Origin of the sequence: Klebsiella sp. KP20-425-1 (genome assembly GCF_025813515.1) — a bacterium.
Lineage (GTDB): Bacteria > Pseudomonadota > Gammaproteobacteria > Enterobacterales > Enterobacteriaceae > Klebsiella > Klebsiella pneumoniae.
The window spans coordinates 2,935,818-2,949,496 of record NZ_CP109614.1 but is presented as its reverse complement, the minus strand read 5'-3'; the positions used below and the strand labels follow the sequence as shown (position 1 = coordinate 2,949,496).

The following is a 13,679-nucleotide window of genomic DNA, read 5'->3' as shown; positions in this document are numbered from 1 at the left end:
AGATAAAAAGTTGGCACGCCATTTGTATTAGCTAAGCCACAGGTGAATGCCTGAAACCAGAACTATGAGGATTGAAATTATGGGTATTTTTTCTCGTTTTGCCGACATCGTGAACGCCAACATCAACTCCCTGCTGGAGAAAGCGGAGGACCCGCAAAAGCTGGTGCGTCTGATGATCCAGGAGATGGAAGACACGCTGGTTGAGGTGCGTTCGACATCGGCCCGCGCGCTGGCGGAAAAGAAACAGCTGTCCCGTCGTATTGAGCAGGCGGTCGCCCAGCAGGCGGAATGGCAGGAAAAAGCCGAGCTGGCCCTGCGCAAAGAGAAAGAAGATCTGGCCCGGGCGGCGCTGATCGAAAAACAAAAGCTGACCGACCTTATCGCTCAGCTGGATCATGAAGTGCAGCTGGTGGATGAAACCCTGGCGCGGATGAAAAAAGAGATTGGCGAGCTGGAGAACAAACTCAGCGAAACCCGCGCCCGTCAGCAGGCGCTGGCGCTGCGCCATCAGGCGGCGAGTTCGTCCCGCGATGTGCGTCGCCAGCTGGACAGCGGTAAACTGGATGAGGCGATGGCGCGCTTTGAATCTTTTGAGCGTCGCATCGATCAGATGGAAGCGGAAGCGGAGAGCCACCGCTTTGGCAAGCAGCAGACGCTGGATCAGCAGTTTGCCGAACTGAAAGCGGACGATGAAATCAGCGAGCAGCTGGCGGCGTTGAAAGCCAAAATGAATCAGTCCAACCAGTAAGTATGATTGCGCGGCGCGGCGTTGCGCCGCGGCTCACCCCCTGTAAGGAGTACACATGAGCATGCTTTTTCTCGCCATTCCGCTGACGCTGTTTGTGCTGTTTGTTCTGCCGGTCTGGCTGTGGCTGCACTACAACAATCGCGGCGCCAACGGTAGTCTGACGCAAAATGAGCAGCAACGGCTGCTGCAGTTGACCGATGACGCGAAGCGGATGCGCGAACGCATTCAGGCGCTGGAAGCGATCCTGGACGCCGAACATCCGAACTGGAGGGACAAATAATGGCCGGGCTGGATCTGAATAAAAAACTGTGGCGTATCCCGCAGCGCGGGATGGTAAAGGGCGTCTGCGCGGGTATTGCTCAGCATCTTGATGTCCCGGTGAAGCTGGTGCGTCTGATTACCGTGCTGGCGATGATTTTCGGCCTCTTTTTCTTTGTCCTGGTGGCCTACATCATTTTGACTTTTGCTCTGGATCCGATACCGGACAGCGAGCTGTACGGTCATAAAGCGCCGAGCAATGGCGATCTGCTGGCCGCCGTGGATGCCGAACTGGCCTCCGGTGAACAGCGTCTGCGTGAAATGGAGCGGTATGTGACCTCCGACACCTTTACGCTGCGCAGCCGCTTTCGCCAGCTGTAAACCCTGTTTCTAACGAATGAGGCAACGCATGAATAGCAAATGGCAACGCGCCGGGCAGCAGGTGAAGCCCGGTCTGAAAATCGTCGGTAAGCTGGCGCTGCTGACCGCGCTGCGTTATGGCCCGGCGGGCGTTGCCGGCTGGGCGGTTAAATCGGTCGCGCGTCGGCCGCTGAAAATGCTGCTGGCGGTGGCGCTGGAGCCGCTGCTCAGCCGGCTGGCCAACCGCGTCACGCGCGGGATGAAATAATGCCGCCGTGGGGAAGGCGCAAAAGGATTAACGTTGTCCTGCTTATCCCCGGCAGATCGCTTATGATGACGAGACATACCTTCAGGGCATAACGGACTGGCGATGAAGCGACTGAAAACTGAATTGAATGCGCTGGTCAACCGCGGGGTTGACCGGCATTTACGTCTGGCGGTGACCGGCCTGAGCCGGAGCGGTAAAACGGCGTTTATCACCGCGCTGGTCAACCAGCTGTTGAATATCCACACCGGCGCCCGCCTGCCGCTGCTGAGCGCCGCACGCGAAGAGCGGCTGCTCGGCGTCAAGCGCGTGCCGCAGCGGGACTTTGGCATTCCCCGATTCACCTACGACGAAGGGCTGGCCCAGCTGTACGGCCAGCCCCCCATGTGGCCAACCCCGACGCGCGGGGTGAGCGAGATCCGTCTCGCGCTGCGCTACCGTTCGAATGACTCCCTGCTGCGCCATTTTAAAGATACCTCCACGCTGTATCTGGAGATTGTCGACTATCCGGGCGAGTGGCTGCTCGACCTGCCGATGCTGGCGCAGGATTATCTGAGCTGGTCGCGACAGATGACCGGGCTCCTGCAGGGACAGCGTGCGGAGTGGTCGGCCCGCTGGCGGCAGCTGTGCGCCGGGCTGGATCCGCTAGCCCCTGCCGACGAGGCTCGGCTGGCGGATATCGCTGCCGCCTGGACGGACTATCTCCACGCCTGTAAGCGTGAAGGGCTGCACTTTATCCAACCCGGGCGCTTTGTCCTGCCCGGAGAAATGGCGGGCGCGCCGGCGCTGCAGTTTTTCCCGTGGCCCGACGTCGACGCCGTCGGCGAAGCCAAGCTGGCGCAGGCCGATAAACACAGCAACGCCGGCATGCTGCGCGAACGTTACAAATACTATTGCGAAAGGGTGGTGAAGGGGTTCTACAAAGAGCACTTCCTGCGCTTCGACCGGCAGATTGTGCTGGTGGACTGTCTGCAGCCGCTCAACAGCGGGCCGCAGGCGTTTAACGATATGCGCCTGGCGCTGACCCAGCTGATGCAAAGTTTCCATTACGGGCAGCGCACCTTGTTCCGCCGGTTGTTTTCGCCGGTTATCGACAAGCTGCTGTTTGCCGCTACCAAAGCCGATCACGTCACGATCGATCAGCACAGCAATATGGTGTCGCTCCTGCAGCAACTGATTCAGGACGCGTGGCAGAACGCCGCCTTTGAAGGGATCAGTATGGATTGCCTGGGGCTGGCGTCTATTCAGGCGACCCAGAGCGGGCTGATTGAGGTGAATGGCGAGAAAATTCCCGCCCTGCGCGGCAATCGCCTGAGCGACGGCCAGCCGTTGACCATCTATCCCGGAGAGGTGCCGGCGCGCCTGCCGGGCCAGGCCTTCTGGCAGCAGCAGGGATTTCAGTTTGAAAACTTTCGTCCGCAGGTCATGGATGTCGATCGGCCTTTGCCGCACATTCGTCTCGACGCGGCGCTGGAATTTTTGATTGGAGATAAACTGCGATGAGCGAACCGTTAAAACCGCGGATTGATTTTGATGGGCCGCTGCAAGCGGAGAAAATTCCGCCGCTGAAAGGCGCTCGCGCCTTCGACACCCTGGAGGCGGACAACTTCGCGCCAGCGCGGCTGGTGACCGGCGAAGAGGAAGAGGGGGCGGCGGAAGCGGTGGTGGAGTCGGTCCTGCGACCCAAACGCAGCCTGTGGCGGCGGATGGTCAGCGCCGGACTGGCGATCTTCGGCGTCAGCGTCGTGGCGCAAGGCGTGCAATGGACGGCTAACGCCTGGCAGACCCAGGACTGGATTGCGCTGGGCGGCTGCGTCGCCGGGGCGCTGATCGTCGGAGCCGGCGTCGGATCTGTAGCCACCGAGTGGCGCCGTCTGTGGCGACTGCGCCAGCGCGCCCACGAACGCGATGAAGCGCGCGATATGCTGCACAGTCACGCGGTCGGTAAAGCGAAAGCGTTTTGTGAGAAGCTGGCGCAGCAGGCCGGGCTGGATAAGTCGCATCCGGCGCTGCAGCGCTGGTATGCCGCGATCCACGAAACGCAAAGCGATCGCGAAGTGGTGAGCCTTTATGCGCAGCTGGTGCAGCCGGTGCTCGATGCCCAGGCGCGGCGGGAAATCAGCCGTTCGGCGGCGGAGTCGACGCTGATGATTGCCGTCAGCCCGCTGGCGCTGGTGGATATGGCGTTTATCGCCTGGCGGAACCTGCGGCTGATCAACCGAATTGCCACGTTGTACGGCATTGAGCTCGGGTATTACAGCCGTCTGCGACTGTTTCGCCTGGTGTTGCTCAATATCGCTTTCGCTGGCGCCAGCGAACTGGTGCGCGAGGTGGGCATGGACTGGATGTCGCAGGATCTGGCGGCCCGGCTGTCGGCGCGCGCCGCGCAGGGCATTGGCGCCGGTCTGCTGACAGCCCGTCTCGGGATCAAGGCGATGGAGCTGTGCCGCCCGCTGCCGTGGATCGCCGATGATAAACCGCGACTCGGCGATTTTCGTCGCGAGCTGATTGGGCAGTTGAAAGAGACCCTGCAGAAAAGCAAAACCCGCCCGGAGAAGTAACCTCCGCTCAGAGACATCGCCGGGCGGCGGCTTCGCCTTGCCCGGCCTTCGAAGTCAAGCTCTGGCACGCGCACCCTGGCAATATTCGATTAGGCGCATTCCGCCGCCAGCCACTCGCTGAAGGCGCGAAAGCGCGGGCGGGAACGGTTCTCCTGCGGACAAATCAGGTCATAGCCAAAGGGCGAGGGCGCTTCATTTTCAGACAAGGCCACCAGCCTGCCTGCGTCGAGCAGCGGCTGGATCAGCGTTTTACGCCCCATCACCACGCCGAGTCCATTGAGCGCCATCTCGATGGCCAGCGAGTGGTTATTCACCGCGTAATACCGGCCGTCAAAAGGTAACGCCTGTCCGCTGTGCTGGCACCACAGGCGCCATTCCGCAAATTGATCCTGTACGTCGGTGGATTCGCACGCATGGATCCAGACGAGCGCCGCCGGGTCGCCGCCGCTCAGCGGACGATACTGCTGGCGATAACGCGGGGAGCAGACCGGGAGCAAACTTTCCGCCATCAGCCGCTGTTGATAAAGATCGGGGTAGCGCGTGGCGCCGTAGTAAATTGCCAGATCCACCCGCTCCTCGTTAAAATCCATCACCCCGGCGCGCACGCGAAACTGCAGATTCAGTCCCGGCCATTGCGCCTGAAAGCGCGGCAGACGCGGCATCAGCCACAGATGGGCCAGCGTCGGCGCAATACCAATATGCAGTGTGCCGCGCAGATCCTGATCGCGAATATCCTCAATTTCATCGTTAATCGCCCGCAGCGAATGGCTTAACGTCGCCAGCAGCCGCTTACCTTCCTCTGTCAGCGCCAGTTTACGCGTCATGCGGATAAACAGGCGAAACCCGATGTGCATCTCCAGCCTGCGGATCCGATGGCTGACCGCTCCCTGGGTAAGGTTCATTTCATGCGCGGCAAGGGTAAAGCTCAGGTGGCGGGCGGTCACCTCAAAGGTCTGCAGCAGCGCAAGGATGCTTTGTTGCTCAAGCACAGATTGTCTCCCTTATGCATTAATTGAGTTCATGCATAGGCCGATTTAATTCGTTTGTTAGGCCAGTTTTGCCGGTTTTAAATAGTTATATCGTAACTAAACCGAGGTATACCATGTCAGGACTCAAAATTGTGGTGATCGGCGGTGGCTCCAGCTACACCCCGGAACTGATTGAAGGTTTGCTCAACCGCTATCACGAAATGCCGGTCGCTTCGCTATGGCTGGTGGACATTGAAGAGGGCAAAGAGAAAGTCGAGATTATCGCCGGACTGGCGCGGCGAATGATCGCCAAAGCCGGGCTGACTATTGAAGTGGTGGCCACCCTTGACCGGGAAAGCGCGCTGCGCGATGCCGATTTCGTCTGCTCGCAGTTTCGCGCCGGCTGCCTTGACGCCCGGATCAGCGATGAACGTATCTCCCTCAAGTATGGCTTGATCGGCCAGGAGACCAATGGCCTCGGCGGCTTCGCCAACGCCTGCCGCACCATTCCCATCGCCCTGGAGATCGCTGCCGATATGGAGCGACTGTGTCCCGACGCCTGGCTGCTGAACTTTACCAACCCGTCGGGGATGGTGACCGAAGCGATCCTGCGCCACAGCCGCATCAAAGCCGTCGGCCTGTGTAACGTGCCGGTGATTATGCAAAAAGGGATAACCACTCTGCTGCAATGCGCTGACGAAAAAGAGGTGGTGATGCAGGTCGCCGGCCTGAACCACTTTATCTTCGTGCGCCAGATCCTGCACAAAGGTAAAGAATGGCTGCCGGAGGTGATAGCCGAGATCAACGCCGGTCGGGATCCGCTGGTGCCGCGCAACATTCCGCCGTTCCGTTGGCCGTCGCATCTGCTGCAGGGCTTAGGCATGATCCCCTGCGCCTATCTGCGTTATTACTACATGAAAGACGATCTGCTGCGCCAGGAGCTGGCGGAGGCGGGCGGCGAAGGAACCCGCGGGGAAGTGGTTAAGCAGCTGGAAAAAATCTTGTTTGACCAGTACCGCGACCCTCACCTGGCGGTCAAACCGAAGGCGCAGGAAGGGCGCGGCGGCCAGTACTATTCCGAGGCGGCCTGCGAGCTGATGAATGCCATCTACAACGACAAGCGGATTATCATGCACGTCAATACGCGTAATAACGGCGCCATCAATGGCCTGCCGGATGACTGCGCGGTAGAGGTCAGCTCGCTGATTACCGCTTCTGGTCCGCTACCTCTCAATGTGGCGCCGTTCCCGGAAGATACCCTGCGTTTGCTGCAGCTGATGAAATCATTTGAACGGCTGACTATCGAGGCCGCGCTCACCGGCAACCGCCACACCGCATGGCGTGCTCTGATGCTGAATCCGCTGATCGTCAGCGGCGAGAAGCTCGAACTGGCGTTGGATGAGGTGATCGCTGAGAACCGTCAGTGGCTGCCTGCTTTCCACGCCTGACCCAAGACTCACCGGCCGCCTGGCCGGTGATTTAACCACTGACCGTCTGACTTTACGCCACAGCGCCCATTTTTCCGCCACACTGTCAATAATTGTTGACAGTTAGCTTCCCGAAAACCTATTCCTGGCCTATTATTCTCCCGTCATTGGCACTTTTAGGGTGAACACTCCCATGCGTCTTGAAGTCTTTTGTGAAGACCGTCTCGGTCTGACTCGTGAATTGCTCGATTTGCTGGTGCTGCGCGGTATTGACCTGCGCGGTATCGATATTGACCCTATTGGCCGAATTTACCTCAATTTCGCCGAACTGGAATTCGCCACGTTCAGCAGCCTGATGGCTGAGATCCGCCGTATCGCCGGCGTGACGGACGTGCGCACCGTGCCCTGGATGCCGTCTGAACGTGAACACCTGGCGCTCAGCGCGCTGCTGGTAGCGATGCCGGAGCCGGTGCTGTCGCTGGATACCAAAGGTCGGGTGGAACTGGCGAACCCCGCCAGCTGCCTGCTGTTTGGCCAAAGCCAGGCGAAGCTGCGTAACCACCCGGTGGCCCAGCTGATCGCCGATTTTAACGTTCAGCGCTGGCTGGAGAGCAGCCCGCAGGAGACGCATGCGGAGCATGTGGTGGTGAATGGGCAGAACTACCTGCTGGAAGTGACTCCGGTCTATCTGGAAGGCGAGCATAACGAGCGAGTGCTGACCGGCGCCGTGGCGATGTTGCGCTCAACCGTGCGCATGGGACGCCAGTTGCAGACCATGACCAGCCAGGATACCAGCGCCTTCAGTCAGATCCTCGCGGTGGGGCCGAAAATGCGCCACGTGGTGGAGCAAGCGCGCAAGCTGGCGATGCTCAGCGCGCCGCTGCTGATTGTCGGCGACACCGGCACCGGTAAAGATCTGCTGGCCCATGCCTGCCATCTGGCCAGTCCGCGGGCGGGCAAACCCTATCTGGCGCTCAACTGTGGCTCCATTCCCGAGGACGCGGTCGAGAGCGAGCTGTTTGGCGACGCGCTGCAGGGCAAGAAGGGCTTCTTCGAGCAGGCCAACGGCGGCTCGGTGCTGCTGGATGAAATTGGCGAGATGTCGCCGCGGATGCAGACTAAGCTGCTGCGCTTTCTCAACGACGGCACCTTCCGCCGCGTTGGCGAGGATCATGAAGTGCACGTCGATGTGCGGGTGATCTGCGCGACGCAGAAAAACCTGATCGAGCTGGTGCAGAAAGGGCTTTTCCGCGAAGATCTCTACTATCGCCTCAACGTCCTGACGCTGTATCTGCCGCCGCTGCGCGATTGCCCGCAGGACATCATGCCGCTGACGGAGCTGTTCGTGGCCCGCTTTGCCGACGAGCAGGGGATCCCGCGGCCGAAGCTCTCTGCCGATCTCAGTACGGTGCTTACCCGCTACAGCTGGCCCGGCAACGTCCGCCAGCTGAAGAATGCCGTCTATCGCGCACTGACCCAGCTGGAAGGATTTGAGCTGCGTCCACAGGACATTCTGCTGCCGGACCATGACGTCGCCTCGCTGCCGGTGGGCGAGGAGGCCATGGAAGGGTCGCTGGACGACATCACCCGCCGCTTTGAGCGCTCGGTGCTGACCCAGCTCTATCGCAGCTACCCCAGCACACGTAAGCTGGCGAAGCGGCTGGGGGTGTCGCATACCGCCATCGCCAATAAACTGCGTGAATATGGTCTGAGTCAGAAAAAGGGCGACGAATAATCCCGCCAGGCCGGCGACCCACGTCGCCGGCATCCCGGCCTGCAAAGCGGGCCAAACCTGTATATACTGGTTTTTTAATCCTTTTTCCGGGGTGGTGCATCTTGGCGTCGCGTCGCGCGATCGGGCACTGGCTGATATTGCTGCTGCTCTCTGTTCTCTTTTCCTCGCTGCTGTTACGAATACACCTGCCGGCAGCGCTGCTGCTGGGGCCGCTGATCGCCGGTCTCATTTTGAGCCTGCGCGGGGTGAAGTTGAGCATCCCTCGCCCCTGTTATCTGGCGGCGCAGGCCATCGTCGGCTGCATGATCGCCCGGGCGATTAATCCCTCTGTTTTTGGCGTGCTATTCAACAACTGGGCGCTGGTGCTGGCGATCCTGTTGACCACCCTGGCGATAAGCGGCCTTACCGGCTGGCTGCTGGTCCGCTACAGCGCGCTGCCGGGCGCCACTGGCGCCTGGGGAAGCTCTCCCGGCGGCGCGTCGGCAATGGTGGTGATGGCCCAGGAGTACGGGGCCGATGTGCGGCTGGTGGCGCTGATGCAGTATCTGCGGGTGCTGTTTGTCGTCGGCGCGGCGGCGCTGGTGGTGCGCTATGCCCTGGGCAATGAAGCACAGGAGATGACTCAGGATATTGTCTGGTTTCCATCGTTGACCCTGAATTTCCCTTTCACGCTGCTGCTGACGGCGGTGGCCTGTTGGCTGGGCATGCGGCTGCGCATCCCCTCCGGGGCCATGCTGCTGCCGATGCTGCTTGGCGCCCTGGCCCAGGGCGGCGGCTGGCTGATGCTGGAGCTGCCGGAGTGGCTGCTGGCGATGGCCTATGCGGTGCTGGGCTGGACGGTGGGGCTCCAGTTTAATAAAGCCATTTTTCTGCTGGCCCTCAAGACGCTGCCGCAGATTATCGCCTCCATCATCGGACTGATCCTGATGTGCGCCCTGATGGCCCTTGCCCTGACCCACATTCTGCAGATGGACTTTATGACCGCCTATCTGGCCACCAGCCCCGGCGGGCTGGACACGGTGGCGATTATCGCCGCCGGCACCCGGGCGGACATGTCGTTTATTATGGCGCTACAGACGCTGCGGCTGTTTACCATTTTGCTGACCGGCCCGGCGATGGCGCGGGCTATCTCCCGCTATGCGCCGCGGCAATAAAAAGCCCTCGCAGAGCGAGGGCTGGGCAGATCGAATGTCCGCGAGCGCGATGCGCCCGGGCAATCTGTTATCAGGCTTTCAGGGTGGCCAGCGCGGCGTCGTAGTCCGGCTCTTCGGTGATTTCATTCACCAGCTGGCTGTAGACGACCTGATCGTTTTCATCGATAACGACCACCGCACGGGCAGCCAGGCCAGCCAGCGGACCGGTGGCGATGGCGACGCCGTAGTCAGCGAGGAAGGACGCGCCGCGCAGCGTGGACAGGGTGACCACATTGCTCAGGCCTTCCGCGCCGCAGAAGCGGGACTGGGCGAACGGCAGGTCAGCGGAAATGCACAGCACTACGGTGTTGTCCAGTTCAGCGGCCAGCTGGTTGAATTTACGCACTGATGCGGCACACACGCCGGTATCAATGCTCGGGAAAATATTCAGTACTTTACGTTTGCCGGCGTACTGGCTCAGCGCGACGTCAGAGAGATCTTTGGCGACCAGCGTAAACGGCTGCGCTTTAGCGCCTGCCTGCGGAATGGTGCCCTGAACAGAAACGGGGTTGCCCTGGAAATGCACGGTTTGTGACATGGTTATCTTCCTGTTTACATATAGTTAACGTCGCGAGTAGTGTATGACATCCGCCAGCTACACGGCAAACCCTATTTAACATTTACCAGAGAGGACAAGGGAATGCGTAACGTGCGAGTGTATGAGGAAGCCTGGCCGCTCCATACCCCTTTTGTGATCGCCCGCGGTAGCCGCAGCGAGGCAAAAGTGGTGGTAGTGGAACTGGAAGAGGACGGCGTGAAAGGGGTAGGCGAATGCACACCCTATCCCCGCTATGGCGAGAGCATCGCCTCGGTCATGGCCCAGGTGATGGCGATCGGCGAGCAACTGGAGGCGGGGCTTACCCGCGAACAGCTGCAGCGGCTGCTGCCGGCAGGCGCCGCCCGCAATGCCATTGACTGCGCGCTATGGGATCTGCAGGCCCGGCGCGAAGGCAAAACCTTGGCCCAGCTGTTGGGCGTGGCGTTGCCTAACCGGGTGATTACCGCCCAGACGGTGGTCATTGGCACGCCGGATCAGATGGCGGCCAGCGCCGCGGCGCTGTGGCAGGCAGGGGCCCAGCTGTTGAAGGTGAAGCTCGACGATCGACTGATCAGCGAGCGGCTAATCGCTATCCGCCAGGCGGCGCCGGAGGCTACGCTGATTGTTGACGCCAATGAGTCCTGGCACAGCGAGGGGCTGGCGGCGCGCTGTCAGCTGCTGGCGGACCTCGGTGTGGCGATGCTTGAGCAGCCGCTCCCCGCCGACGACGACTCGGCGCTGGAAAACTTCGTTCATCCGCTGCCGATTTGCGCCGACGAGAGCTGCCACACCCGGGAGAGCCTGCCGCGGCTGCGCGGGCGCTATGAGATGGTCAATATCAAACTGGATAAAACGGGCGGCCTGACCGAAGCGCTGGCTCTGGCCGGGGAGGCGGAACGGCAGGGATTTGAACGGATGCTGGGCTGTATGCTCTGCACCTCGCGCGGGATCGCCGCCGCGCTCCCTCTGGCGCCGCTGGCGCGCTTCGCTGACCTCGACGGCCCGACATGGCTGGCGGTGGACGTTGAGCCGGCGCTGCGGTTCAGCACCGGCGTGCTTCATCTTTAAGCCTGCCAGCGCAGCAGATCGGTCATCGCCGGCAGGTAACGCTCCGTTGCCTCGTCGGCGGAGACCGGCGGAAACTCGGCGGTGATGCAGGGTAGTCCGATATCGGCGCACCAGCTGCCAAAGGAGCCCGGCGTGTCGTAGCCCACGCTGCCCACCAGCGGCAGGGAGAAGGCGTCGGCCAGCCAGCGACCCAGCGGGCTGTGGCCCGGATCTTCGATGCAGGCCAGCGGATCGTGAAAGGAGACCACCCACGCCGGATGAATCTGATGGATCAACTGACACAGGGCCTCGGTCTCCCGTTCCGAACCCGGCTGCTCGCCGGTCAACAGCACCACGTCGCGCTCCGCCGCCGCGCTATTCCAGCGGTAAACCGTTTCCCCTTGCTTCCAGTTGGCTGCTGGAAAGTTACGGTTGAGGTCAACGCCGCGGGCATTGGCGCGCAGCCCGAGCTGACAGCCGTCAGGATTGACCGTCAGCACCACGTGGTGGCGGCGCAGCTCGGGTTTCAGGGTGCGCAGGGCGCAGGAGAGGGTCACAATCGACGAATTCTCATCACCGTGGGTACCGGCAATAATCAGCCCGCTACGGCTGTCGGCCTGCGGCGCAGGAAACCACAGCAGCGGCGCGCCCAGTTCCGAGCTGCCATACTGCCGGGTTCCCGGCGGAAAGTCGCCGCGCTGCGGGCGAGGACGTGAAATAGACATAGGGCTTCCTGTGTGTCGTTATTATTTAGTGTTGGCGAAAAGCGTATCGGGATCAAACCCATTCCCTGAGGCGTGAAATCCGACGGCACATCAATTTTCTATCATATGTCGTTTGCAATTTCAGGTGATGAAACAAATAATTATCGCTCTGTTGGCGGTATTTTTTTCATTTTAAAGGGGATCTTATGAAGTATCCTGTCGCTTTGACATGCGGCGCGCTGTGGTTAGCCAGCGTATCTTCTCTGGCCTGGGCGGCTGACGTACCGCCGGGCACGGTACTGGCGGAAAAACAGCTGTTAGTGCGCCATATCAAAGATGAACCCGCCTCGTTAGATCCCGCCAAAGCGGTGGGCCTGCCGGAAATCCAGGTGATCCGCGATCTGTTTGAAGGTTTAGTCAATCAGGATGCGAAAGGCAACCTGGTTCCAGGCGTAGCGACCCGCTGGCAGAGCAACGATAACCGCGTCTGGACCTTTACCCTGCGTGATAATGCCCGCTGGTCCGACGGCACGCCGGTTACTGCCGAAGATTTCGTCTATAGCTGGCAGCGTCTGGTGGATCCGAAAACCACTTCGCCGTTCGCCTGGTTCGCGGCGCTGGCGGGGATCGCTAACGCGCAGAACATTATTGACGGCAAAGCCGCGCCGGAGACCCTGGGAGTCACCGCCGTCGACGCCCACACCCTGCGGGTGCAGCTGGATAAACCACTGCCGTGGTTCAGCAACCTGACCGCCAGCTTTGCCTTCTATCCGGTGCAAAAGGCGAATGTCGACAGCGGGGCGAACTGGACGCGGCCCGGCAGCCTGGTGGGCAACGGCGCCTATGTTCTGAAAGACCGTGTGGTCAATGAGAAGCTGGTGGCGGTGCCGAACACGCACTACTGGGATAACGCCAAAACGGTGATCCAGCAGGTCACCTTTGTGCCGATTAACCAGGAGTCCGCCGCCACCAAGCGCTATCTTGCAGGGGATATCGATATCACCGAGTCTTTCCCGAAAAATATGTACCAGAAACTGCTGAAGGATATTCCGGGGCAGGTGTATACCCCGCCGCAGCTGGGTACCTACTATTACGCTTTCAATACCCAAAAGGGGCCGACGGCGGATGAGCGGGTACGCCTGGCGCTGAGCATGACCATCGATCGCCGGGTGATGGCGGAGAAAGTACTGGGGACCGGGGAAAAACCGGCCTGGCGCTTCACGCCGGACGTGACGGCGGGCTTCACCCCCCAGCCGTCACAGTTTGAGAGCATGAGTCAGGCTGAGCTTAATGCCCAGGCGAAAGCCCTGCTGGCTGCCGCGGGCTATGGCCCGAATCGTCCGCTGAAGCTGACGCTGCTGTATAACACCTCTGAGAACCACCAGAAGATTGCCATCGCGGTGGCGTCGATGTGGAAGAAAAACCTCGGCGTGGAAGTGAAGCTGCAGAACCAGGAGTGGAAAACCTATATCGACAGCCGTAACACCGGCAATTTCGACGTGATCCGCGCTTCGTGGGTGGGGGACTACAACGAGCCGTCCACCTTCCTGTCGCTGCTGACCTCCACCCACAGCGGAAATATTTCGCGCTTTAACGATCCGGCGTACGACAAAATCCTCGCCCAGGCGGCGGTAGAGAATTCGGCCAAAGCGCGTAACGACGATTACAACGCGGCGGAAAAGATCATTATGGTCAAAGCGCCGATCGCGCCGATCTACCAGTACACTAACGGCCGGTTGATTAAGCCGTGGCTGAAAGGCTACCCGATCACCAACCCGGAAGATGTGGCCTACAGCCGTACCATGTATATCGTGAAGCACTAACCGGTACTGGTTGCCTGATGATGCCAGGCAACCATCGCTGATCCCCGAGCTG

The 13,679-nt window shown here is 60.6% G+C and carries 15 protein-coding genes; 12 read left to right on the top strand and 3 right to left on the bottom strand.

What is annotated here, in order from left to right:
• The first annotated feature begins 79 nt into the window (after nt 1-79).
• The 6 genes from pspA to OHJ17_RS14495 all read left to right on the top strand — a co-directional run bounded on the left by pspA (nt 80) and on the right by OHJ17_RS14495 (nt 4,192).
• Nucleotides 80-748 carry a phage shock protein PspA gene (gene pspA / locus OHJ17_RS14520; protein WP_002901908.1) on the top strand — a complete coding sequence of 223 codons (669 nt, stop codon included), beginning with the start codon at nt 80-82 and terminating at the stop codon, nt 746-748.
• A 55-nt stretch (nt 749-803) separates the two neighbouring features.
• Nucleotides 804-1,028: an envelope stress response membrane protein PspB gene (gene pspB / locus OHJ17_RS14515; protein WP_002901911.1), complete on the top strand. Its 225-nt coding sequence runs from the start codon at nt 804-806 to the stop codon at nt 1,026-1,028.
• Nucleotides 1,028-1,387, top strand: a complete 360-nt coding sequence (gene pspC, locus OHJ17_RS14510) for an envelope stress response membrane protein PspC (RefSeq protein WP_002901913.1) — start codon at nt 1,028-1,030, stop codon at nt 1,385-1,387. The genes pspB and pspC overlap by 1 nt, the downstream gene beginning before the upstream one ends.
• 28 nt (nt 1,388-1,415) lie before the next feature.
• On the top strand, nt 1,416-1,634 hold the full coding sequence (gene pspD, locus OHJ17_RS14505) for a phage shock protein PspD (protein ID WP_002901915.1): 219 nt from the start codon (nt 1,416-1,418) through the stop codon (nt 1,632-1,634).
• Nucleotides 1,635-1,736: 102 nt separating this feature from the next.
• A complete protein-coding gene (locus OHJ17_RS14500; RefSeq protein WP_002901917.1) occupies nt 1,737-3,134 on the top strand; it encodes a YcjX family GTP-binding protein in 1,398 nt (465 codons plus the stop codon).
• Entirely contained in the window at nt 3,131-4,192 is a 1,062-nt protein-coding gene (locus OHJ17_RS14495) for a TIGR01620 family protein (protein ID WP_032432935.1), read from the top strand. Before OHJ17_RS14500 ends, OHJ17_RS14495 begins: the two co-directional genes overlap by 4 nt.
• A gap of 89 nt (nt 4,193-4,281) precedes the next feature.
• Here OHJ17_RS14495 and OHJ17_RS14490 read toward each other — a convergent pair whose 3' ends face one another.
• Nucleotides 4,282-5,136, bottom strand: coding sequence for a LysR substrate-binding domain-containing protein (locus tag OHJ17_RS14490; protein WP_024623007.1), 855 nt, complete (start codon nt 5,134-5,136; stop codon nt 4,282-4,284).
• Between the two features lie 158 nt (nt 5,137-5,294).
• Between OHJ17_RS14490 and OHJ17_RS14485 the strand changes: the two genes are divergently transcribed.
• The 3 genes from OHJ17_RS14485 (at nt 5,295) to OHJ17_RS14475 (ending at nt 9,476) form a co-directional block, all read left to right on the top strand.
• Complete coding sequence (locus tag OHJ17_RS14485) at nt 5,295-6,608, top strand: 6-phospho-beta-glucosidase (RefSeq protein WP_114505184.1); 1,314 nt, start codon at nt 5,295-5,297, stop codon at nt 6,606-6,608.
• Between the two features lie 172 nt (nt 6,609-6,780).
• The gene (gene tyrR, locus OHJ17_RS14480; protein ID WP_002901979.1) at nt 6,781-8,322 is read left to right on the top strand and encodes a transcriptional regulator TyrR; all 1,542 of its coding nucleotides are present in this window, start codon (nt 6,781-6,783) and stop codon (nt 8,320-8,322) included.
• Between the two features lie 101 nt (nt 8,323-8,423).
• On the top strand, nt 8,424-9,476 hold the full coding sequence (locus OHJ17_RS14475) for an AbrB family transcriptional regulator (protein ID WP_004183734.1): 1,053 nt from the start codon (nt 8,424-8,426) through the stop codon (nt 9,474-9,476).
• A 70-nt stretch (nt 9,477-9,546) separates the two neighbouring features.
• Here the strand turns inward: OHJ17_RS14475 and tpx are convergent, their stop codons facing one another.
• Complete coding sequence (gene tpx / locus OHJ17_RS14470; protein WP_032432937.1) at nt 9,547-10,053, bottom strand: thiol peroxidase; 507 nt, start codon at nt 10,051-10,053, stop codon at nt 9,547-9,549.
• 102 nt (nt 10,054-10,155) lie between these two features.
• Between tpx and ycjG the strand changes: the two genes are divergently transcribed.
• Nucleotides 10,156-11,121, top strand: a complete 966-nt coding sequence (gene ycjG / locus OHJ17_RS14465; protein ID WP_004176448.1) for an L-Ala-D/L-Glu epimerase — start codon at nt 10,156-10,158, stop codon at nt 11,119-11,121.
• On the opposite strand, the gene mpaA is transcribed toward ycjG, so the two are convergent.
• On the bottom strand, nt 11,118-11,825 hold the full coding sequence (gene mpaA, locus OHJ17_RS14460) for a murein tripeptide amidase MpaA (protein ID WP_004152134.1): 708 nt from the start codon (nt 11,823-11,825) through the stop codon (nt 11,118-11,120). The genes ycjG and mpaA overlap by 4 nt on opposite strands.
• 72 nt (nt 11,826-11,897) lie before the next feature.
• On the opposite strand from mpaA, the gene OHJ17_RS14455 reads away from it, so the two are divergent.
• Together OHJ17_RS14455 and OHJ17_RS14450 are read left to right on the top strand one after the other, a co-directional pair.
• Nucleotides 11,898-12,014 (top strand): hypothetical protein, encoded by a 117-nt coding sequence (locus OHJ17_RS14455; protein ID WP_004148146.1) that lies wholly within the window; start codon nt 11,898-11,900, stop codon nt 12,012-12,014.
• The gene (locus OHJ17_RS14450) at nt 12,011-13,627 is read left to right on the top strand and encodes a peptide ABC transporter substrate-binding protein (protein WP_004888568.1); all 1,617 of its coding nucleotides are present in this window, start codon (nt 12,011-12,013) and stop codon (nt 13,625-13,627) included. The genes OHJ17_RS14455 and OHJ17_RS14450 overlap by 4 nt, the downstream gene beginning before the upstream one ends.
• Nucleotides 13,628-13,679: the final 52 nt, after the last annotated feature.

Coding starts and splice junctions, on each gene's coding strand:
- pspA (WP_002901908.1), top strand. CDS start 80: ATGGGTATTTTTTCTCGTTTTGCCGACATCGTGAACGCCAACATCAAC.
- pspB (WP_002901911.1), top strand. CDS start 804: ATGAGCATGCTTTTTCTCGCCATTCCGCTGACGCTGTTTGTGCTGTTT.
- pspC (WP_002901913.1), top strand. CDS start 1,028: ATGGCCGGGCTGGATCTGAATAAAAAACTGTGGCGTATCCCGCAGCGC.
- pspD (WP_002901915.1), top strand. CDS start 1,416: ATGAATAGCAAATGGCAACGCGCCGGGCAGCAGGTGAAGCCCGGTCTG.
- OHJ17_RS14500 (WP_002901917.1), top strand. CDS start 1,737: ATGAAGCGACTGAAAACTGAATTGAATGCGCTGGTCAACCGCGGGGTT.
- OHJ17_RS14495 (WP_032432935.1), top strand. CDS start 3,131: ATGAGCGAACCGTTAAAACCGCGGATTGATTTTGATGGGCCGCTGCAA.
- OHJ17_RS14485 (WP_114505184.1), top strand. CDS start 5,295: ATGTCAGGACTCAAAATTGTGGTGATCGGCGGTGGCTCCAGCTACACC.
- tyrR (WP_002901979.1), top strand. CDS start 6,781: ATGCGTCTTGAAGTCTTTTGTGAAGACCGTCTCGGTCTGACTCGTGAA.
- tpx (WP_032432937.1), bottom strand. CDS start 10,053: ATGTCACAAACCGTGCATTTCCAGGGCAACCCCGTTTCTGTTCAGGGC.
- ycjG (WP_004176448.1), top strand. CDS start 10,156: ATGCGTAACGTGCGAGTGTATGAGGAAGCCTGGCCGCTCCATACCCCT.
- mpaA (WP_004152134.1), bottom strand. CDS start 11,825: ATGTCTATTTCACGTCCTCGCCCGCAGCGCGGCGACTTTCCGCCGGGA.
- OHJ17_RS14450 (WP_004888568.1), top strand. CDS start 12,011: ATGAAGTATCCTGTCGCTTTGACATGCGGCGCGCTGTGGTTAGCCAGC.